The sequence below is a fragment of the Massilia sp. GCM10023247 genome, from assembly GCF_042653325.1.
In the GTDB taxonomy this organism is placed as follows: Bacteria; Pseudomonadota; Gammaproteobacteria; order Burkholderiales; family Burkholderiaceae_D; genus Telluria.
Map to the genome: position 1 here is coordinate 73,368 of NZ_JBHSIB010000013.1, position 20,568 is coordinate 93,935.

The 20,568-nt window shown below is 67.2% G+C and carries 15 protein-coding genes and 1 tRNA gene; 10 read left to right on the plus strand and 6 right to left on the minus strand.

From position 1 onward, the window contains the following. Positions 1-50 precede the first annotated feature (50 nt). From ACFPAH_RS13900 to ACFPAH_RS13920, 5 genes are all read left to right on the plus strand, one after another. Positions 51-1,553: an NCS1 family nucleobase:cation symporter-1 gene (locus tag ACFPAH_RS13900; RefSeq protein WP_379746342.1), complete on the plus strand. Its 1,503-nt coding sequence runs from the start codon at positions 51-53 to the stop codon at positions 1,551-1,553. An 18-nt stretch (positions 1,554-1,571) separates the two neighbouring features. After that, the gene (gene hydA / locus ACFPAH_RS13905) at positions 1,572-2,963 is read left to right on the plus strand and encodes a dihydropyrimidinase (protein ID WP_379746345.1); all 1,392 of its coding nucleotides are present in this window, start codon (positions 1,572-1,574) and stop codon (positions 2,961-2,963) included. Positions 2,964-3,059: 96 nt separating this feature from the next. Continuing rightward, positions 3,060-4,301 (plus strand): Zn-dependent hydrolase, encoded by a 1,242-nt coding sequence (locus tag ACFPAH_RS13910; RefSeq protein WP_379746348.1) that lies wholly within the window; start codon positions 3,060-3,062, stop codon positions 4,299-4,301. Between the two features lie 139 nt (positions 4,302-4,440). Next, positions 4,441-4,770 (plus strand): hypothetical protein, encoded by a 330-nt coding sequence (locus ACFPAH_RS13915; RefSeq protein WP_379746351.1) that lies wholly within the window; start codon positions 4,441-4,443, stop codon positions 4,768-4,770. 8 nt (positions 4,771-4,778) lie between these two features. After that, on the plus strand, positions 4,779-5,648 hold the full coding sequence (locus ACFPAH_RS13920) for a DMT family transporter (RefSeq protein WP_379746354.1): 870 nt from the start codon (positions 4,779-4,781) through the stop codon (positions 5,646-5,648). A gap of 84 nt (positions 5,649-5,732) precedes the next feature. Here ACFPAH_RS13920 and ACFPAH_RS13925 read toward each other — a convergent pair whose 3' ends face one another. Beyond that, positions 5,733-6,671, minus strand: a complete 939-nt coding sequence (locus ACFPAH_RS13925; protein WP_379746357.1) for a LysR substrate-binding domain-containing protein — start codon at positions 6,669-6,671, stop codon at positions 5,733-5,735. A 224-nt stretch (positions 6,672-6,895) separates the two neighbouring features. Between ACFPAH_RS13925 and ACFPAH_RS13930 the strand changes: the two genes are divergently transcribed. Beyond that, positions 6,896-8,128, plus strand: coding sequence for a urate hydroxylase PuuD (locus tag ACFPAH_RS13930; RefSeq protein ID WP_379746360.1), 1,233 nt, complete (start codon positions 6,896-6,898; stop codon positions 8,126-8,128). Positions 8,129-8,153: 25 nt separating this feature from the next. Here the strand turns inward: ACFPAH_RS13930 and ACFPAH_RS13935 are convergent, their stop codons facing one another. From ACFPAH_RS13935 to ACFPAH_RS13945, 3 genes are all read right to left on the minus strand, one after another. After that, entirely contained in the window at positions 8,154-9,851 is a 1,698-nt protein-coding gene (locus tag ACFPAH_RS13935; protein ID WP_379746363.1) for a vWA domain-containing protein, read from the minus strand. 104 nt (positions 9,852-9,955) lie between these two features. Beyond that, a complete protein-coding gene (locus ACFPAH_RS13940) occupies positions 9,956-12,280 on the minus strand; it encodes a hypothetical protein (protein ID WP_379746366.1) in 2,325 nt (774 codons plus the stop codon). 81 nt (positions 12,281-12,361) lie between these two features. Then, entirely contained in the window at positions 12,362-14,731 is a 2,370-nt protein-coding gene (locus ACFPAH_RS13945; RefSeq protein ID WP_379746369.1) for a S9 family peptidase, read from the minus strand. Positions 14,732-14,991: 260 nt separating this feature from the next. Here ACFPAH_RS13945 and ACFPAH_RS13950 point away from each other — a divergent pair, with 260 nt between their 5' ends. Both ACFPAH_RS13950 and ACFPAH_RS13955 read left to right on the plus strand, forming a co-directional pair. Next, a complete protein-coding gene (locus ACFPAH_RS13950; RefSeq protein ID WP_379746372.1) occupies positions 14,992-16,239 on the plus strand; it encodes an ROK family transcriptional regulator in 1,248 nt (415 codons plus the stop codon). A 108-nt stretch (positions 16,240-16,347) separates the two neighbouring features. Next, complete coding sequence (locus ACFPAH_RS13955) at positions 16,348-18,375, plus strand: acyltransferase family protein (RefSeq protein WP_379746375.1); 2,028 nt, start codon at positions 16,348-16,350, stop codon at positions 18,373-18,375. Between the two features lie 104 nt (positions 18,376-18,479). Here ACFPAH_RS13955 and ACFPAH_RS13960 read toward each other — a convergent pair. After that, a tRNA-Pro gene (locus ACFPAH_RS13960) sits at positions 18,480-18,556 on the minus strand. Positions 18,557-18,614: 58 nt separating this feature from the next. After that, on the minus strand, positions 18,615-19,604 hold the full coding sequence (gene ispB / locus ACFPAH_RS13965; RefSeq protein WP_379746378.1) for an octaprenyl diphosphate synthase: 990 nt from the start codon (positions 19,602-19,604) through the stop codon (positions 18,615-18,617). 269 nt (positions 19,605-19,873) lie between these two features. On the opposite strand from ispB, the gene rplU reads away from it, so the two are divergent. Beyond that, entirely contained in the window at positions 19,874-20,185 is a 312-nt protein-coding gene (gene rplU / locus ACFPAH_RS13970; protein WP_082493710.1) for a 50S ribosomal protein L21, read from the plus strand. A gap of 36 nt (positions 20,186-20,221) precedes the next feature. Beyond that, positions 20,222-20,500, plus strand: coding sequence for a 50S ribosomal protein L27 (gene rpmA / locus ACFPAH_RS13975; RefSeq protein WP_379746381.1), 279 nt, complete (start codon positions 20,222-20,224; stop codon positions 20,498-20,500). The last annotated feature ends 68 nt before the right edge of the window (positions 20,501-20,568 follow it).

Consider the following 20,568-nt stretch of genomic DNA (forward strand, 5'->3'; position numbering starts at 1 on the left):
GTTTGCGCTACACTGGGTTGCACCTGCAACCCGAATAAAAAGGCACTACTGTGACGCAACATCACGCTGTCAGCAAAGAACTCTGGAACGACGACCTGGCGCCCACCAGCGCCGCGCAACGCACCTGGCGCTGGTATCACTTCGCCGCGCTCTGGGTGGGGATGGTCATCAGCATCCCCGCGTACATGCTCGCGTCCAGCCTGATCGAAGGCGGCATGTCGGCCTGGCAAGCGGTGCTCACGGTGTTCCTCGCGAACCTGATCGTGCTGGTGCCGATGCTGCTGGTCGGCCACGCCGGCACCAAGTACGGCATTCCCTATGCCGTGCTGGCGCGCGCCTCCTTCGGCACGCGCGGCGCCCGGCTGCCGGCCCTGATGCGCGCCGTCGTGGCCTGCGGCTGGTACGGCATCCAGACCTGGTTCGGCGGCAGCATGATCTACACGCTGCTCGGCGTGCTGCTCGGCGGCCCGATCGGCGGCGACACGCTGCCTGGCCTGGGCATCAACGGCGCCCAGCTGGCCTGCTTCCTGGGCTTCTGGGCGATCCAGCTGTACTTCATCGTGCACGGCATGGAATCGATCCGCAAGCTCGAAACCTATACCGCGCCCCTGAAAATCGCGATCTGCTTCGTGCTGCTCTGGTGGGTCTACGACAAGGTCGGCGGCTTTGGCCCGCTGCTCGACCAGCCTTCGCAATTCGTCGCCGGCGGACCCAAGGCCGGCCTGTTCTGGAGCGTGTTCTGGCCTTCGCTGACCGCCATGATCGGCTACTGGGCCACGCTGGCGCTGAACATTCCCGACTTCACCCGCTTCGCCAAGACCCAGCGCGACCAGGTCATCGGCCAGACGCTCGGCCTGCCGTTGCCGATGGCCCTGCTGGCGGCGCTGGCCGTGACCGTCACCTCGGCCACCATCGTCCTGTACGGCAAGGCCTTGTGGGACCCGGTCGACCTCGCCAGCCGCATGACCGGCGTGGCGGTGCTGGTGGCGCTCCTGATCCTGCTGATCGACACCGCCAGCGTCAACCTCGCCGCCAACCTGGTCGGCCCGGCCTACGATTTCTCGGCCCTTTCGCCGAAGCGTATTTCCTACCGTATCGGAGGCTACATCACGGCCGGCATCGCGCTGGCGATGATGCCGTGGAAGATACTCGAGAGCAGCCAGAACTACATCTTCATCTGGCTGACCGGATACTCGGCGCTGCTCGGGCCGATCGCCGGCATCATGATCGTCGACTACTATTTCGTCCGCAAGACGCAGCTCGATGTCGGCCAGCTGTACCGCGACGAAGGCATGTACACCTACCGCGGCGGCTGGAACGTCGCGGCGCTGGTCGCCTTCGCGGCCGGCGTCCTGCCGAACCTGCCCGGCTTCCTGAACGCGGCATTGCCGGCCTCGTTCCCGGACGTCGGCCCCGCCTTCAAGACGATTTACACCTATGCCTGGTTCGTCGGCGTCGTGATTGCCGCCATCGTGTACGGGCTGATGATGAAGGGCCGCACTGCGCCGGCGCTGAATACGGCCAACAGCACGGTAAACAACTATCCGATGTAAGCACCTGAAAGGGAGTCCATGACGACGCTCATCCGTGGCGGTACCATCGTGAACGCAGACCGTGCCTTTCGCGGCGACGTGCTCTGTTTCGGCGACAAGATCGTCGCCGTCGGCGACAACCTCGAGGCACCGGCGAACGCGGCAGTCATCGATGCCGGCGGGCAGTACGTGATGCCGGGCGGGATCGATACCCACACGCACATGCAGCTGCCGTTCATGGGCACCGTCACCGCCGACGACTTCTTCACCGGCACCGCGGCGGGCCTGGCCGGCGGCACCACGACGATCATGGACTTCGTCATTCCCGACCCGCAGCAGTCGCTGCTCGACGCCTACCGCACCTGGCGCGGCTGGGCGCGCAAGGCGGCCGGCGACTATACCTTCCACGTCGCCGTGACCTGGTGGGACGAATCTGTCCATGCCGAGATGGGAAGCCTGGTGCGCGAGCACGGCGTGAACAGTTTTAAACACTTCATGGCGTATAAGAACGCGATCATGGCCGACGACGAAACCCTGGTGAAGAGTTTCAGCCGGGCCCTGGAACTGGGCGCGATCCCGACCGTGCACGCCGAGAACGGCGAACTGGTCTACCAGCTGCAGCAGGACCTGCTGCGGCGCGGCGTGCGCGGCGCCAGGGCGCATCCGCTGTCGCGCCCGCCGGAAGTGGAGGCGGAAGCGGCCAACCGGGCGATCGCGATCGCCAACGTGCTCGGCACGCCGGTCTACATCGTCCACGTCTCCTGCGCCGAGTCGCTCGACGCCATTGCCCGCGCCCGCGCCAAGGGGCAGCGCGTGTATGGCGAGGCGCTGGCCGGGCACCTCGTCATCGACGACAGCGTGTATGCCAGCGAGGACGAGGATTTTGCGCGCGGGCACGTGATGAGTCCGCCATTCAGGAGCCGCCACCACCAGCAGGCGCTATGGCAGGGCCTGCGCGGCGGCAACCTGCACACGACCGCGACCGACCACTGCACTTTCTGCGCCGAGCAGAAAGCGGCCGGCAAGGACGACTTCACGCGTATCCCGAACGGCTGCGGCGGCGTCGAGGAACGCATGGCGGTGGTGTGGGACGGCGGCGTCGCCAGCGGGCTGCTGACCCCGTCCGAATTCGTGCGCGTGACCTCGACCAACGCCGCCCAGATCTTCAACATGTACCCGAGGAAGGGCGTGATCGCCATCGGCGCCGACGCCGACATCGTGGTCTGGGACCCGAACGGCACGCGCACCATCTCCAGCAAGACCCAGTTCGCCAAGGGCGGCTTCAATGTCTTCGAAGGCCGCACCGTGCGCGGCATCCCGACGCACACGGTCGCCGCCGGCAAGCTGGTCTTCGAGCGCGGCGAGCTGCGCGCCGAAGAGGGCGCCGGCCGCCACATCGACCGCCCGGCGTTCACCCAGCAGCAAGCGTAGACCCGTAGGGTGGGCGGGTTCCCCGCCCACGCGTTCAACCGGCCGCGGCATACCTCACCGCGACCGAAAACCGCTGCCTCACCACGGAAAAACACCATGCCCGACACCCTGCGCATCAACGGCCAACGCCTGTGGAACTCCCTGATGGAACTGGCGCAAATCGGCGCCACCGAAAAAGGCGGCGTCAAGCGCCTCACCCTGACCGACCTCGACCGCCAGGGCCGCGACCTGGTGGTGGGCTGGGCAGTCGACGCCGGCATGTCGGTCACCGTCGACAAGATCGGCAATGTCTTCATGCGCCGCCCCGGCCGCGATAACGCCTTGCCGCCGATCGTCACCGGCAGCCACATCGACACCCAGCCCACCGGCGGCAAGTTCGACGGTAACTACGGCGTGCTGGCCGGCCTGGAAGTGGTGCGCACGCTCAACGAGCACGGCATCGAGACCGCCGCTCCGATCGAGGTCGCCTTCTGGACCAACGAGGAGGGCTCGCGCTTCGTGCCGGTGATGATGGGGTCCGGCGTGTTCTGCGGCGCCTTCAGCCTGGAGACCGCGTACGCGGCGAAAGACGTGGAGGGCAAGACCGTGCGCGACGAGCTCGAGCGCATCGGCTACCTGGGCGAGGAGGAACCTGGCCGCCATCCGATTGGCGCCTATTTCGAGGCCCACATCGAGCAGGGCCCGGTGCTGGAGGACGCCGGCAAGGTGATCGGCGTGGTGCCGGCCGTGATGGGCCTGTCCTGGTACGACTGCACCGTCACCGGCATGGAAGCGCATGCCGGCCCGACCCCGATGGGCCTGCGCCGCGACGCGCTGCAGGTGGCGACCACGATCATGCAGGAGACCGTGGCGATCGCGCACCGCTATCCGCCTTACGGGCGCGGCACGGTCGGCATGGTGCAGGTATTTCCGAACAGCCGCAACGTCATCCCCGGCCAGGTCAAGTTCAGCATCGACCTGCGCAACGTCAGCGACGAGCTGCTGGGCACGATGCACGAGGAGATGCTCGCCTTCGTCGCCAAAACACGCAGCGAGACCGGCCTCGGGATCGAGATCGAACGGGTGTCCTACTACCCGCCTTGCCCGTTCCACCCCGACTGCGTGAACGCCGTGCGCGCCGCAACAAGCAAGCTGGGCTACTCGACGATGGACGTCGTCTCCGGCGCCGGCCACGATGCCATCTACACGGCCCGGGTCGCCCCGTCGGGCATGATCTTCGTGCCCTGCAAGGACGGCATCAGCCATAACGAGATCGAGGACGCCCAGCCGGCGCACCTGGAAGCCGGCTGCAACGTGCTGCTGCACGCGATGCTGGAGCGGGCAGGGGTGGCGGCCTGACACGGCGAACGCCCGATGCTCGCCAGCAGGGTGGAACGGGCGGCGCACCGCTCCCGGGTCCACATCCGGAGGCGTTGGCGTGGTGTTTCCCGCACGCGTATGCCCAATGTGCGCACGGAAACACCGCTAGAATGGCCCCATGCCAAGCAAATCTCCTACCTATCCCGGTCCGCTGACCGCGCGCGGCGCGGTACTGGCCGTGCTGTTGTCGAACGAAGACCAGACCGGGTCCGAGCCGCTGCGCGGCCGCGTCACCCTGGCCGCCATCGTGCGCACCCTGAAACGCAAGTACAACTGGCCGATCGAAACGAGCAGCTTCCCCTCGAATGCCGCGGACGGGCGCGCCACCTGGGCCACCGTGTACAGCCTGCCGCCCGCGGTGATCGAGCGCGCCCTCGAGCGGGGCGGGCGCGACTGGCTCAAGAGCCGGACTGCCGCGCGCCGCCAGCCGCCGCCCGGGTTCGATTGAATTAAGCCATGCGTGACGCCGCCAGCCCGCGCCCGCTCGTGACACTGGCCTATACGGCGGCCGCCATGCTGGCCTTTGCAGCCAACTCGCTGCTGTGCCGGCTCGCCCTGCAGGGCGGCGGCATCGATCCGGCCAGCTTCGGCGCGGTGCGGGTGGCGGCAGGCGCGCTGGTGCTGGCGCTGATCGTACGCTTGCGCCGGGACGGGCGGCCTGCCGCGCGCAGGGACTGGTGGTCGGCGGCGATGCTGTTCGCGTATGTCGCCTGTTTTTCCTTCGCCTACCTCAGCCTGCCGGCCGGCACCGGCGCCCTGGTGCTGTTCGGTGCGGTCCAGCTGACCATGTTCGCCGTCGCGCTGCGCGCCGGCGAACGCTTCTCCAGGCCCGGGTGGATCGGGCTGGCCCTTGCCGGCGCCGGCCTGGTCTACCTCGTGCTGCCGGGCGTGGCCGCGCCGCCCCTGGCCGGCACGCTGCTGATGGCGCTGGCCGGCGTGGCCTGGGGCGTCTATTCGCTGCGCGGACGCGGCGCGGGCGATCCGCTGGGCGCCACCGCCGTCAATTTTCTCTGCGCGACGCCGTTTGCCCTGGCCCTGTGGCTGCCGTTCGCCGGCGTCGCGCATGCCGACGCACGCGGCATCCTGCTCGCCGTCGTCTCCGGCGCGCTGACCTCGGGCGTCGGCTATGCGCTCTGGTACGCGGCGCTGCCCGGCCTGGGCGCGATGCGGGCGGCGATCGTGCAGCTGTCGGTCCCGCCGCTGGCCGCGCTCGGCGCCGTGCTGTGGCTGGAGGAAGCGCTCACCCTGCGCCTGGTGCTGGCTTCGATCGCGATCCTGGGCGGCATCGCCCTGGTGCTGCGGTATCGGGGGCCGGCGAAGCGCTGAACATGCCCTGGGTTCCTGTCTCCGCGTAGGCCAGCGGTGGCGCCAAGGCGCGCGGCCGCTGCCGCCCCCGGCGCAGCGATGCCTTCACTGCTGCACCAGCGCCCGCGCCGCCTGGCTGACCTGGTCGCGCAGCCACTTGTGCTCCGGCTGCTGGTGCACGCGCTGGTGCCAGAGCTGGTAGAAGCGCATCGGCGGGAATTTGATCGGCATGGTGAAGGTCTTCAGCGGCAGCGTCTTCTCGTAGAAACGCATGAACTGGCGGCCGGTGGTGAGCACCAGGTCGGTCTGGGTGAGCATGTAGGGAATCAGCCCGAAGTAGGGCGACTCGACCGCGATCTTGCGCTGCATGCCCTGGCGCGCGAGGAAGGAGTCGATCACCCCGTGGTAGCCCGGCAGCGTCTGCGAGGGCGCCACATGGGGCAGGCCCAGGTAGTCTTCGACCGTCATCGCGCCGGACTCGGTCCGGCGCGCATACGGGCTGTCGGCGCGCATGGTGCACACGATCGGGTCCTCGAACAGTTTCGAGATGTGCAGGTGGACCGGCGGCTCGTCCCAGTTGGCGATCACCAGGTCCATGTCGCCGTCGGACAGCATGCGCAGGTAATCGGCGCCGGCGCCCATGCCGTGGATCGCGACCCGGCTGTTGGGAGAGCCGCGCCGCACGGCGGCCACCACGTTCGGCAGGAACTGGGTGTCGAGGTAGTCCGGGGCGGCGATGTGGAAGGTGCGCGCCGCCTCCTCGGGCACGAAGGGCGACTTCTTGACGAACAGGCTCTCGGTCTCGTCGAGGATGCGCTTGGCGGGCTTGAGCAGGCTTTCGCCGTGCTGGGTCGGCACCATCCCGCGCGCCCCGCGCACCAGCAGCGGGTCGCCGGTCAGCTCGCGCAGTTTGCGCAGCGAGGCCGAGATCGAGGGCTGCGGCTGGTTCAGCTTGAGCGCCACGCGCGAGACGTTTTTCTCTACCAGCAGCAGGTAGAGGATGCGGATCAGGTGCAGGTCCAGGTGCTGGGGCAGGGCGGCCATGTCAGGGCAGTAGTGTATATCCGTTCGGTTATGACGAATATACGGTATCTTTCATGTTGTACAAAATGAAATCGGTTTATCGTCAACCAGTGAGAGCGCCTAACAAAACCTTCAGGGCAAGGCGCGGCGGCGAAGACAGTACGCCTGTACGGCGAGACGCTGCAACGCCGCCATGGAGGTTTTGTTAGGCGCTCTAAAGCCCCTCTACCGCGACAAGGACTGTGATGGACGTATTCGGATACCTGGCTCCCTATGGCCTCGAATGGCTCAACCTGCTGGTGCGCTGGCTGCACATCATCACGGGCATCGCCTGGATCGGGGCTTCGTTCTATTTCGTCTGGCTCGACAACACGATCAAGCCGCCCGCGCCCGGCTCCGAACTGGCGAAGAAGGGTGTCGCCGGCGAACTGTGGGCGGTCCACGGCGGCGGCTTCTACAACCCGCAGAAATACCTGGTGGCCCCGCCCGAACTGCCGAAGGAACTGCACTGGTTCAAGTGGGAAGCGTATTCGACCTGGCTGTCGGGCTTCGCGCTGCTGGTCATCGTCTACTACCTGAACGCGCAGGCGATGATGGTCGACCGCAGCGTGGCCGATGTATCAAGCTGGCAGGCGATCGGCATCGGCCTGGGCAGCCTGGTGGCAGGCTGGCTGGTGTACGACCTGCTGTGCAAGTCCCCGCTCGGCAAGCACGACCTTGCCTTCGGCCTGGTCGTCTTCGCCTTGCTGGTCGGCGCGAGCTATGTGCTCACCCACCTGCTCAGCGGCCGCGCCGCCTACCTGCACGTCGGCGCCATGATCGGCACCATCATGGTCGCCAACGTGGCCCACGTCATCATCCCCGGCCAGCGCAAGATGGTGAACGCGATGATGGCGGGCGGCAAGCCCGACCCGGTCTACGGCATCCGCGCCAAGCAGCGCTCGGTCCACAACAATTACTTCACGCTGCCGGTGCTATTCCTCATGATCAGCAACCACTACGCGATGACCTACAACCACCGGCATGCCTGGGCGGTGCTGGCGACGATCATGGCGGCGGGCGTGCTGATCCGTCACTTCTTCAACCTGCGCCACAAGGGCCGCATCGAGTGGAGGTACCCGGCCGCCGGCGTCGCCCTGCTGGCCGTGCTGGCGCTGCTGATCGCGCCGAAAGCGCCGCCGGCGCCGCAGCCGGGGGCCGACCCCATGGCCCAGTTCACGCAGGTCAAGGCCATCGTCGACCAGCGCTGCGTGAGCTGCCATGCGGCCCAGCCGACCCAGCCCGGCTTCGCCACCGCGCCGGCCGGTGTGATGCTCGACTCGCCCGAGCAGATCGGGCGGAATGCCGCGCGCATCTACCAGCAGACGGTGCAATTGAAAGCCATGCCGCTGGCGAACCTGACCCACATGACCGACGCCGAACGGGCGCAGGTGGGCGCCTGGTTCGAGGCAGGGGCCAGGACAGGAAAATTGCAGTGAGCGACGCGCGGCCGCAGCTCCCGCGCTAGGGCTGTCCCGCCTTGTCCAGCGCTTCGGCCATCCGCACCAGCTGGACGAATTCGGCGCGGTAGCCCTCGGCATCGGCGCCGCGCGCGCCGTTGGCCAGTTCCGCAATGTCGGCCAGCGGGTAGTTCGCTACCTGCTGCTCGCCGCGCAGGCGTTGCCCGAACGCGGCGACGGCGACGGCGAAGCGCTGCTCTTGCGGCGCCGACTTCAGTGTCGTATGCGCCGACTGCGCAAGAACGGGACGCTCGACCAGGCGGCTACGGGTTTCGCCCGGCAGCTTGTAGCGCACGCGCACAAACGCCAGCTCGCCGTCTTTTGCGCCGCGCGATGCCGGTTTCGCCTCGCCATAGCGCAGCGGATCGACCAGCGCGGCGCCGGCTGCGGCAGGGGTAATTTCGTAGATCGCGGTGACGGTATGCCCGGCGCCCATGTCGCCGGCATCGACCTGGTCGTCCTTGAAGTCCTGGCGGTTCAGCATGCGGGTTTCGTAGCCGATCAGGCGGTAGGCCGCGACCTGGGCCGGATTGAACTCGACCTGCATCTTGACGTCGTTCGCGATCGGGAACATCGTCGAGCCGAGCTCCTGCTGCAGCGCCTTGCGCGCCTCCAGCAGCGAGTCGATGTAGGCCGCGTTGCCGTTGCCGGACTGGGTCAGGCGCTGGAACAGCGCATCGTTCAGGTTGCCGTTGCCGACGCCGAAGACCGACAGGTAGACGCCGCTCTTGCGCTTGGCGGCGATGAATTGCTCGAGCTGGAGCGGGTCGTGGATGCCGATGTTGAAATCGCCGTCGGTGGCCAGGATGATCCGGTTCACGGCCCGGGTATCGAAGTGGCGCTCGGCCAGCGCGTAGGCACGCTCCAGGCCCGCGGCACCGGCCGTGCCGCCGCCGGCACCCAGGGCGTCGATGGCGGCGAGGATGGCTGGCTTGTCCTTGCCGCTGGTCGGTTCGAGCGCCACCGCCGTGCCGTTGGCATAGGTGACGATGGCAAGCCGGTCCTGCGGGCGCAGCTGCTCGGCGAACAGCCGGAAGCCCTGCTTGAGCAAGGGCAGGCGGTCCTGCGGCCCCATCGAACCGGAGACGTCGACCAGCAGCACCACGTTCATGGCCGGCCGCTCGGCTGTCTGCATGTCGTAGCCGCGCACCGCGATGTGCAGCAGCTGGTTTCCGGCCTTCCACGGGCTCGGCATGACCTCGGCCGTCACCGCGAACGGCTGCGCGCGGCCAGCCGGACGGGCGTACTGGTAGGGGAAGTAATTCACCATTTCCTCGACCCGCACCGCCGCCGGCGGCGGCAGGCGGCCGGTATTGAGCTGGCGCCGTACGAACGCATACGAGGCCGTGTCGACATCGGCGCTGAAGGTGGAGACCGGCTGGTCCTCGACCAGCACCACGCCGTTGGCCGCCTTGCCGGGGAAGCTGTTCATGCCGAGGGTGAAGCCGGGGACGATCATGACCGAATAGTTCGGCACGCCCGGTCCGGGCGCGTAGCTGCTGGCGGGCTGGATCGACGAACCGCTGACGCTGATGCGCTGCGAGGCGGCGAAGGGCGGCGGTGGCGGCGCCGGCGCAGCCACGGTTGCGTCGCGCTGCGCTGCGGCTTGCGTGGCCGGCGCCGTCGCCGGAGCCGTGCCGCAGGAGGCCAGCAGGAGCGAAGCCGCTGCCAGGGCAGGCAGCGTTCTGGAAGTGCGTCTCATGGCATCACCTTGTAGATTATTATTCGTACAAGATGCTGCAGGATTGGCCATCATGCAACAGTAGTTACATGTTGTAATTTTTTATTCCGTACGCATAGGCCGCCTCAGCGCGGCACGATCGCAAACTGCGGTTCCTTGGCGTAATTGGGCTTCACGCTACGCGCCATGAACAGCGCCCAGGCCTTGCGCCCGGCCTCGCCGCTAACGCCGGCCGCATAGGCGAGCGCCGGCTGCATGTTCGACGGGAAGCCGGCGGCCGAAGCCGAATAGCCGCCCATGTCGCCGGGCTTGTGACCGAGGGCGTCGGCCAGCTGGGCGCTGTCGCAGGGAAGGGCGGCAACGTCGGGGCCGACGGTGGCCGCATACGCTTCGGCGATCGTGTCGAAGATCGGCGCCGCCGGTGTCGCGCGCACCGTGTAGGTGTAGTTGGCGCCGGCCATCCAGCAAGCGCCCGGCCCGACCATGCGCGCGACCGGGAAGCGCGCCTTGTACTTGAGCAGCGGCTCGGCGTCCTTGAAGCCGAGTTCGGCCAGGTGGCCGACGCTGGACGTGAAAAAGTCGTCCTGCCAGGGCGCGACGGCGGTTTTCTTCTTGTACACCACCGCCGAGCCGTTGACGATCACCCCCAGCTTGTTGGCCTCGGGGTTGCGGCTGTACTCGGCGTTGTACCAGTCGAGATTATTGTCGAGGATGGCCAGCAGGTCGCGCTTGAGCGGGTGGCCGTCCGGGGTGATGTAGGCGGCCTGGCCCAGGGTGCGCAGGCTCCAGGCCTGGCCCCGCACCTGTTGGCGCTCGAGCAGGCCGCGCACGTTCTTGCGGTAGCCCGGGTTCGAGGAAAACACGTTGTACATCGCCCAGAACTGCAGCTCTTCGAGGTAGTAGTGATCGCCGGTGACGAGATAGGGCAGGTAGGCAAAGCCCGGCTGGTGCGCGCTGTCGGCCTGGTACGGCGTCTTGCACAGGGTCTTGGGGCAGGGCGGGAAGGCTTCCAGCTTGCCGGTCTTCGGGTTGCGCGTGTCGGACTTGCTGCCGAGCAGGGTCATGTATGGATGGTCGATCAGGCTGATCGGCAGGCCGGTGCGCTTGTCGCGGTAGTGGATCGACCAGCTGCCGGCCAGGTCGGCCGTGCCCAGCGTGATCTCCTTCGCCAGCGCGTCCATGCCGAGCAGGTACATGGCCGCCCAACCCGGCAACAGGCCAATGTCGATGCGCCCGCCGGTGCCGGGCATGGCGCGCTTGGCCACGCCGACGCCCATCGGTTCGGTCGCCGGGCCGCTCCACTTCGAGGCCAGCGAGGACAGGGCCGGACTCGACACGGACACCGAGGGATCGTAGTTGGGCAGCGCGCGCGTGGCCATCAGGTAGGCAGGATCGTGGCGCAGATGCAGCGCCGGCTCCTCGCCGGTCCAGGCCAGCTTGCGCCAGCGCGCATGGTGCCAGTGGGTGAGCTGCTGTTTCGCATAAACCTGCTTGCCGCCGACCGCGAGTTCGACGTCGTAGGTGATGTTGCTCGGATCGGGCTCATAGGCCCAGTTGTTCTCGACCACGACGTCGACCCGGGCGCGCTTCGCCGCGCCGTACCAGCGCACGGCGAAGCGGGCGGCCAGGTGCGGGTGTTCGGCGCCGCGCGCGTTGCGCAAGGGTCCGGCGACCTGCAGCTCGGTCACGACCGGGCCGTGCAGCCAGACCTGCGGTTTTTGCGCCTTGAACAGCGCGTCGCTCGACGCGGTATAGCGCTCGCCGTCGACCGTGATGGCAAGCGTGGCGCCGACCTCCGGCCCGGGTTTGGCCGACCCGCCCTGGTCCCCCTTGTTCGGGGCCTTGACCAGCGCGATGCCGAGGTCCTTGCCGGTCACGCGCGGCAGCACCGTCGACAGCACGGCATGGCGCACCGAGCCGTCGGGGTGGGAAGCCTTGACGTCCATCTGCAGCGGCAGCAGCGTGCCGTCGGCCAGCTTGCCGGCCAGCGTGCTGCCGCGCGGGACGTCGCCCGCCGCGAACACCTGGCCGAAGCTGAGCGGCACGTTCGACTGCGCGCCGCGCCCGGTGGACTCGACCACGACGCCGGTGATGCCGCCGGCCGGGATGGCGGTGCGGTTCCTTGGCGCCGGCCGCTCCTCGTCGGGCGCCGGCCGGGCGCGCTTGCGCGGCCCATCGTCCTCGTCGGCGTCCTCGCGGCGCTTGCCGGCGGCGCGGGCGTCAAGCCTGTCCCTGGCCTCGGCCGCCTTGCCGGGCGTTTCCTGGGGCGCGGCCGCGGCGCCGTGGCGCTCGCTCAGCACCCGGCTCGAATCGAGTTTGCCGGTGCTGGGCAGGCCGACGAAGCCGGGTTCGTCGCCGGCGCTTTTCTTCTCCTGCCCCTGGGCGCCGGTGGCGGCCAGCGCGATCAGGCAGGCGATGAGGATACGGGAAGGGGCGGAAGCTGGTTGCATGCGGTCGATCGGAGTAGTGACTACGGATGAGTACACAGTAAAGCAAAAAGCGCCCCGAAGGGCGCTCGTTTGATGCTCCGCTTACTGCTTGAGCGTGCGCTCGAACAGCTTGTAGATGCGGCGGTACTGGTCGAACCAGCTCTCCGGCTGCGTGTAGGCGTGGCGCTCGAGCGGATAGCTGGCCAGTTCCCAGTTATCCTTCTTCAGCTCGATCAGGCGCTGGGCCATCCGCACCGAGTCCTGGTAGAAGACGTTGTCGTCGACCATGCCGTGCGCGATCAGCAGGTTACCCTGGAGCTTGTCGGCATATTCGATCGGCGACGAGATTTTATAGGCCTGCGGATCGAGTTCCGGGGTGTTCAGGATGTTGGCGGTGTACTCGTGGTTGTAGCTGGTCCAGTCAGTCACCGGGCGCAGGGCCGCGCCCGACTTGAAGGTCTCCGGCGCGCGCATCAGCGCCATGAAGGTCATGAAGCCGCCGTAGCTGCCGCCGTAGATGCCGACGTTGGCCGCGTCACCCTGGTGGTTCGCCACCATGTACTTGACGCCGTCCTGGTAGTCGACCAGCTCCGGGTGGCCCATCTGGCGATAGATCGCGGTGCGCCAGGTGCGCCCGTAACCCTTCGAGGCGCGGTAGTCCATGTCGAGCACGACATAGCCCTTCTCGACCAGCAGGTTGTGGAACATCTGCTCGCGGAAGTAGACCGGGAAGCGCTTGGTCGTGTTCTGCAGGTAGCCGGCGCCGTGCACGAACATCACGACCGGATATTTTTTGCCCGGCTCCATCTTGGCCGGGCGGTACAGCTTCGACCACACCGGGTCGCCGCCGTCGCTCGACGGCACGGCCACGTATTCGGGCTCGATCCACTGGCGCGCCTTGTAGTCGGGCGTGCGGGTGTCGGTCAGCTTGACGGGCGTGCCGCCGGTGGCCGGCAGGGTCGCCAGCTGCGCCGGCATGTAGCTGGTCGAGTAGTGCACCAGCAGCTTGCGGTCGTCCGGCGACAGCACGAAACGCTCGACCCCTTCGAGGCCCGTCACTTCGCGCGTGGCGCCGTCTTTGGCGTCGACCGCGCAGACTTCATAGGTGCCCGGATTCTTGCGGTTGCAGAGCATGTAGGCGGTGGAGCCGTCGAAGTTCCACTGGACGTCGCCGGCTTCCCACTTGCCGCTCGTGAGCGCACGCGCCCGGCCAGCCTGGTCCTGCGTGTACAGGTGGGCATAGCCGCTTTCCTCGGACAGGTACCACAGCGTGTTGTTCGGCAGCCAGCCGAACTCGCTGTTGTCGTAGTTGACCCAGGCTTCGTCGCTCAGGCGATGCACGGGCTTGAGCTTGACCGCCGCCAGGTCGATGCTGGCGATCCAGCGGTCCTTGTTGTCGACCGCGCGCAGCATCACGGCGGCCTGCTTGCCGTCGAGGGTCCAGCGCACGGCATCGCGGCGGTCGGCGATGCGCAGCGGGCGGTTGCCCTTCAGCGGATCGAGCTTGGCCGCGGCGCGCAGCTGCGCCAGCGGGTCGGTGGCGATGCCGGGCAGGGTGTCGAACGGCAGGTCCTGCACCTTGTTGGTCGCCAGGTCGATCAGTTTCAGCGCATGCGGGGCCGGGTTGTTGCGGCCGACGCGGGTGCGCTCGTCGTCCGTCTCTTCGTAGCCCGATTCGGTCACGTAGCGCGGCATCTTGCCGATGCGGCCCTTCTCAAAGCCCTTGGCCGCGGTGACGACCACCAGCCAGCGCCCGTCGGGCGAGAGCGAACTGCCTTCGATGGTGACCTTGTCGCCCAGGTAGACCGGGGAGGGCGCGCGGGTCGGGTCGGCGCGCCGCTCTTCTTCCATGCGGGCGCGGCCCGCGTCACGGTCGTCCTTGGCGCGCTTCAGGGTGGAGAACAGGCGCAGCTGCATCTCGCGCAGCGCATCCGGATCGGTGAGGGCCGGGTCCTTCGCCGCGCGCGGCAACGCGACCGGCGATTGCAGGCGGCTGACGCGGTCCCAGCTGAACCAGTCGTGGCCGACCCGGAACTGCACGGCGCGTTCGTCGCTGGAGTACTGCGCGTCTTCGGCTTTCACCCCGCGCGTGATCTGGACCAGCGCGCCGCTTTTCAGGTCGCGCTCGAACAGGTCGCCGTTACGCGCCATGATGCTGCGCGAGTGCTTGCGATCGTAGACCACGAATGGGCTGTCGAGCCTGGCCAGTTCGGCGTCCGCGATCTTGCGCGGCCCGTTCTGGCTCGCCAGGAAGGTGTCGCGCAGCTGCGAACCGGTGCGCTTCTGCTTGAAGTACACGCTCTTGCCGTCCCAGCCCCACCATGCCTGTTCGACGGGATTGCCGATCCAGTCAGGGTGGGCCATGGCCTGGTCGAGGGTGATGGGCGTAGGGGCGGGTGTCGCTGCGGCCGCTGCCGGCAGCACGGCCAGCGCGGTCACCGCGGTGAGGAAAGTCAGTGCAGGAAGTCGCATCGTCATGTCTGGTGAGTGAGAAATAGCTTTCTGGCTAGAAAAACGCGAATGCATTCTAGCTCAGCAAACATGCGTGGCGCGTGGTCGGTAGTGAAAAATATTGCACTGTAAACACATGTATTGACATCCATGTGCTGCTGCCGGCCGCTTGGCAGCGCCCTCCGAACATGACGAGGAAATAATAAATCACATTGAATTATTTATTGTGAAAACCTATACTCGGCATTTCTCCGCGCGCCGCTTCCTTCCGTTCCCCTCCCATGCAGTCATTTTCCCGCACCACGCCTGCCCCGAACGATCCTCACGTGCCGCCGCGCATGCTCGGCTCGAACCAGATCGGCATGCGCGAATTCAACGAGCGCGTCGTGCTGCATGCGATCCGCCTGCACGGCAGCCTGCCGAAGGCCGAACTGTCGCGCCTGACCCAGCTGAGCAGCCAGACGGTGTCGGTCATCATCAACCGCCTGCTCGACGAAGGTTTCGTCGTCAAGCGCGACTCGCTGCGCGGCAGGGTAGGGCAGCCTTCGCAGCCGATCGCCCTCAATCCCGAAGGCGCATTCTCGATCGGAGTGCAGATCGGCCGGCGCAACCTGGATGTGGCCCTGATCGACTTCACCGGCGCGCCGCGCTACAGCAAGTCGATCGTGTACGGGGCGCCCTCGGTGGAAGCCGTGTTCGGCGAGGTCGGCGAGCACCTGGAGCGCATCGAAGAGCTGCTGGGCGGGGAGCGCGTGCGCCGCGTCAGCGGCATCGGCCTGGCCGCGCCGCTGACCTTCGGCGGCTGGCGCGAACTGGTCGGCCTGTCGCCCCAGGATGCCGACGCCTGGACCCGTACCAACATGCGCGAGCGCCTGCAGCGCATGACGCCGCTGCCGGTGGAGTTTGCCAAGGACACGGCGGCCGCCTGCGTGGCCGAACTGGTGGCCGGGCGCGGGCGCCATCTGAAGAGCTACCTGTACGTGTTCGTCGACACCCTGATCGGCGGCGGCCTGGTCATCAGCGGCCAGCCGCACGCCGGCCTGTACGGCAATGCCGGCGCGGTCGGCTCGATGCCGCTCGGCGTGGCCGGCGACGCCCGTCCCGGCGGCGTCCGGCAATTGCTGGCCTCGGCCTCGCTGGCAACGCTGGAAGACATGTTCGCGGCCGCCGGCCTGGACAACCTGCCGTCCGGCGACCCGCGCCTGCTGGCCGCGCCCTGGCTGCCGGTGACCCGGCGCTGGCTCGGGGAGGCGGCCGGCGCGATTGCCTTTTCGATCAACACCTCGGCCTGCCTGCTCGACCTGGAGGCCGTCATCGTCGATGGCGCCCTCGGCAGCCCCTTGCTGGCAGCCCTGGTCGACGCCGTGCGCACGGCCCTGGGCCACTACAGCTGGCAGGGCATCATGCGCCCGGAGATCGTTGCCGGCGCCATCGGGCGCGACGCCAAGGTGATCGGGGCGGCCTACCTGCCGCTGCATGCCAACTTCGCGCCGGGGCACGAGTCGTTCCTGAAGTCGAGCAGGGGCTAGGCGGCCGCCAGGCTTGCCGCTCCGGCACGGCGTGCCGACCCGTGATGATGAGCGCGCGGGCATAATTGTGTCTCCTATACAATGTCGTTTTCACATTGGCTTGCAACTATGAGCGTGTCGAAACTGTCAGTTGGGAACCAGGCGCGGGTGCCGTTTCGTCTCGATATCAATGGATTGAGGGCCTGGGCGGTGCTTGCCGTCGTCCTCTACCATTTCGGTGTCCCCGGCTTTGCAGGCGGCTTTGTCGGTGTCGACGTGTTCTTCGTCATCTCGGGCTACCTCATGACGGGCATCGTCGTGCGCGGCCTGGAGCGCGGCAGCTTTTCGCTGTTCGATTTCTATATGGCCCGCGGCCGGCGCATCATCCCGGCGCTCGCCGTGCTGTGCCTTGTCCTGCTCGTGCTGGGCTGGTTTTTCCTGCTGCCGCCGGACTACCGCCTCCTCGGCAGCCATACCGGTTACAGCCTCGCATTCCTGAGCAATATCGAATACTTCCGCGAGGCCGGCTATTTCGACAGCGCGTCCCATGAAAAATGGCTGCTGCATACCTGGTCGCTTTCGGTGGAGTGGCAGTTCTACATGGTCTTGCCCATCGTCCTGCTGGCGGCCTGGCGGCTGGTGCCCGGGCGCCGCATGCAGCTCTGGGTGGTGGCGGCCGGATTTGCCGCTTCCTTCCTCGGCTCGGTCCTGGTCACCCGGGAAAACCCGAGCGCGGCTTTTTTCCTGCTCCACACGCGGGCCTGGGAAATGCTGGGCGGCGGTCTGGTGCTGCTGCTGGGCCAGGCAGTGTCCTTGGACGAGCGCAGCCGGCGCTGGATCGAGCGCACCGGCCTGCTGCTGATCCTGGTGTCGGTCGCCGTGTTCGACAAGGACGCCGCCTGGCCGGGCTACCTCGCGCTGCTGCCGGTGGCCGCCAGCATGATGGTGGTCTTTGCCAACAACTCGTCGGTCTTCACCGGCAACCGGGTGGCGCAGTGGCTGGGTGAGCGCTCCTATTCGCTCTACCTGTGGCATTGGCCCGTCTGCGTGGCCCTCGTGTACGGCGAGTTGCAGCACGAACCACTGGCGATTGCAGGCGGCCTCCTGCTCACCTTGATCCTTGGACACCTGTCGTACGCAATCGTCGAGCGGCACGGGAAAACCGTGCTCGGCCAGGGCAACTGGCGCGCGGCAGGGATGCTGGCCGCCGCCGTGCTGCTGGCGCTCGGGCCCGCGCTGGCCGTGTGGCGCGCGGGCGGCGTCGACGGGCGCTTCTCGCCGGCGGTGGAACTGGCCGCCGCCGAAGCGGGCAACTATCATCCGCGCCGCAGCCGCTGCCATACGACGCTCGGCAGCGTGTCGCCCGCCTGCCACTACGGCGCCGGCGGCCGGGAGCGTACGGCGCTGCTGGTCGGCGACAGCCATGCCTCGGTGCTGGTCAGTGCCCTGGCAAGGTCGGCCACGGCGGCGCGGGCCGGCGTGGTGCAACTTTCGTACAGCGGCTGCCCCTACCTGCCGGGAATGAAGATGCGCGACGAGGTGTTGGCGAAACTGCCGCGCACCTACCAGTGCACGGCGTTCAACGACTGGGTGCGTGCGCAGATTGCGGGCGCGCCGGCGGATACGCCGGTCGTGATCGCAGGGCGTTATGCCTCGCTCGTGCTGGGGCACAACGAAGCGAGCGATCGCGTGGTGCCGGCCGCCTATTTCACGACGGAGCATGAAACCCTCACGCCGGCCGTGGTCAAGGAGTTTGCCCGCCAGATCGTCAGCACCGCCTGCGAAGCGGCCAAGGGCGGCCGCCCGGTCTACCTGGTGCGGCCGATTCCCGAAATGGGCCGCCACGTGCCGAAACTGGCCTCGCGCCGCATGAGCCTGGGCATGGGCGGCGAGGTGTCGGTGGCACGGGCGGACTACATGCGCCGCAATGGATGGGTGTGGGCGGCCCAGGACCAGGCCGCCCGGCAATGCGGCGTGAAGGTGATCGACCCCACCGCCTACCTGTGCCGCGGCGGCCGCTGCTACGGCACGCTGCAGGGCCGCCCGGTGTATTTCGACGACGATCACCTGAGCGAAGCGGGCAACGCCCTGATCGCACCCCTGTTCGGGCAGGTGTTCGGCGGACACGGCGCAACGGTGGTCAAGCTGGACAGGTAAGGGCGGCGGCAGGCATCGTCCGCGCGCTTGCGCCCGTGTGCCGGCCCCGGAAACGACAAAGCCCCATGGCTGGGGCTTCGAGGATGCGACTGACAGGAAATCGGTGGTCGGGGTGAGAGGATTCGAACCTCCGGCCTCTACGTCCCGAACGTAGCGCTCTACCGGGCTAAGCTACACCCCGACTGGGTTTGAGACGCATGGCAGCATGCGTCTCGGGATAGGCATAATCTTAAATTTTCTCAGTGGTTCCTGTCAACAGCGAAGCTGCACAGTTGCAGCAGGCTTTGCTTGTAGATGCTGTCCGGCAGGCCGGCGATCGACTCGGCGGCGCGGCGGCCGGCCGCTTCGGCCTCGCGCCGGGTGTAGTCGAGTGCGCCGCTCGAGGTGACGGCGGCCAGCACGGCGTCGAAATGCTGTTCGTCGCCTTGCTCGATGCAGGTGCGTACCAGTTCGCGTTGTTCGGGCGTGCCGTGTTCCATCAGGTAGATCAGCGGCAGCGTCGGCTTGCCTTCGCGCAGGTCGTCGCCGACGTTCTTGCCGATCTCGGCGGCGTCGCCGGCATAGTCGAGGACGTCATCGATCAGCTGGAACGCGGTGCCCAGCGAGCGGCCGTATTCGCCGGCCGCGGCCACCTCGGCGTCGCTGGCGCCGGCGACCAGGGCGCCCAGCTCGGCGGCGGCCTCGAACAGCTTGGCGGTCTTCGAGCGGATCACGCGCAGGTAGCTTTCGTGGGTGACGTCCGGGTCGTGCATGTTCAGCAGCTGCAGCACCTCGCCTTCGGCGATCACGTTGGTCGCGTCCGACAGCACCTGCATGGCCCGCATGTTGGCCAGGCTGACCATCATCTGGAACGAGCGCGAGTGCAGGAAGTCGCCCACCAGCACCGAGGCGGCGTTGCCGAACAGGGCGTTGGCGGTCTCGCGGCCGCGCCGCATCGAGGACTCGTCGACGACGTCGTCGTGCAGCAGGGTCGCGGTATGGATGAACTCGACGACGGCGGCCAGTTCGTGGTGCGCGGTGCCGCGGTAGCCGTGGGCGTTGGCCAGCAACAGCACCAGGACGGGGCGGATCCGCTTGCCGCCGGCGCTGATGATGTATTCGGCGATCTGGTTGACCAGGCTCACTTCCGAATGCAGGTGCTGGCGGATCACCAGGTTAACCGCGTCCATGTCGGCGGCAATCGATTGGGCGATGATGTTCTGTTGTGCTTTGGGAGTGGCGGCGGACAAGGCGAACCTGCGTAGACGTTGATATGCGGTGAGGCGATTATACGACATGCAAGCACGAGCCGTGCCATTTCGCCAAGCGTGGCGTGGCGCCGGGCGTCCGCCAGGGGGCAGGGCGGCGTTGCCGCAATGCCACGCCATCGTTCATGCCGACCCGGCTTTTGACGCAGCAGGGCTATCCGTGTATAATTCCCTGTTCCCCGGCACCAGAGAAGCACGGCACAATCGTCGCCGCAGGGATTTTTATTAAACAATTGATGAGGTTTTCAATCATGTACGCGGTCATAAAAACCGGTGGCAAGCAGTATAAAGTTGTCGCTGGCGAAAAACTTAAAGTAGAACAGATACCGGCAGACATTGGTTCCGAACTCACGATCGATCAGGTCCTCGCCGTTGGCGCGGGCGAAAGCATCAAGTTTGGTGCTCCCCTGGTCGAAGGTGCGACGGTGCTGGTGAAGGTCGTTTCCCATGGTCGCCACGACAAGGTCCGCATTTTCAAGATGCGCCGTCGTAAGCACTACCAGAAGCGTCAGGGCCACCGCCAGAACTTCACCGAAATCCAAGTGGTTTCGATCAACGGCTAATTGCCCCTCTCTTCAAAGTCATCAAGGAGTACTTAAATGGCACACAAAAAAGGCGGCGGCACTACCCGTAACGGCCGCGACTCAGAAAGCAAGCGCCTCGGCGTGAAGGTGTACGGCGGCCAGGCGATCAACGCCGGCGGCATCATCATCCGTCAGCGCGGCACCCCAGTGCGCCCAGGCGCCAACGTCGGCATCGGCAAGGATCACACCCTGTTCGCGCTGGTCGACGGCACTGTGAAATTCGTCAAGCAAGGCGTCGGCTCGAAGCAGTTCGTGACCGTCGTTGCAGCACCTGCCGAGGCAGTTGCAGCGTAACTCAGTTACCGCATGACGTACGCGCCGCCTCGAGCGGCGCACTTTGCAAGGCGCAAGCCTTCCATCGA

Coding starts and splice junctions, on each gene's coding strand:
- rplU (WP_082493710.1), top strand. CDS start 19,874: ATGTACGCGGTCATAAAAACCGGTGGCAAGCAGTATAAAGTTGTCGCT.
- ACFPAH_RS13920 (WP_379746354.1), top strand. CDS start 4,779: ATGCGTGACGCCGCCAGCCCGCGCCCGCTCGTGACACTGGCCTATACG.
- ACFPAH_RS13935 (WP_379746363.1), bottom strand. CDS start 9,851: ATGAGACGCACTTCCAGAACGCTGCCTGCCCTGGCAGCGGCTTCGCTC.
- ACFPAH_RS13955 (WP_379746375.1), top strand. CDS start 16,348: ATGAGCGTGTCGAAACTGTCAGTTGGGAACCAGGCGCGGGTGCCGTTT.
- rpmA (WP_379746381.1), top strand. CDS start 20,222: ATGGCACACAAAAAAGGCGGCGGCACTACCCGTAACGGCCGCGACTCA.
- ACFPAH_RS13940 (WP_379746366.1), bottom strand. CDS start 12,280: ATGCAACCAGCTTCCGCCCCTTCCCGTATCCTCATCGCCTGCCTGATC.
- ACFPAH_RS13950 (WP_379746372.1), top strand. CDS start 14,992: ATGCAGTCATTTTCCCGCACCACGCCTGCCCCGAACGATCCTCACGTG.
- ACFPAH_RS13915 (WP_379746351.1), top strand. CDS start 4,441: ATGCCAAGCAAATCTCCTACCTATCCCGGTCCGCTGACCGCGCGCGGC.
- ACFPAH_RS13910 (WP_379746348.1), top strand. CDS start 3,060: ATGCCCGACACCCTGCGCATCAACGGCCAACGCCTGTGGAACTCCCTG.
- ACFPAH_RS13930 (WP_379746360.1), top strand. CDS start 6,896: ATGGACGTATTCGGATACCTGGCTCCCTATGGCCTCGAATGGCTCAAC.
- hydA (WP_379746345.1), top strand. CDS start 1,572: ATGACGACGCTCATCCGTGGCGGTACCATCGTGAACGCAGACCGTGCC.
- ACFPAH_RS13925 (WP_379746357.1), bottom strand. CDS start 6,671: ATGGCCGCCCTGCCCCAGCACCTGGACCTGCACCTGATCCGCATCCTC.
- ACFPAH_RS13945 (WP_379746369.1), bottom strand. CDS start 14,731: ATGCGACTTCCTGCACTGACTTTCCTCACCGCGGTGACCGCGCTGGCC.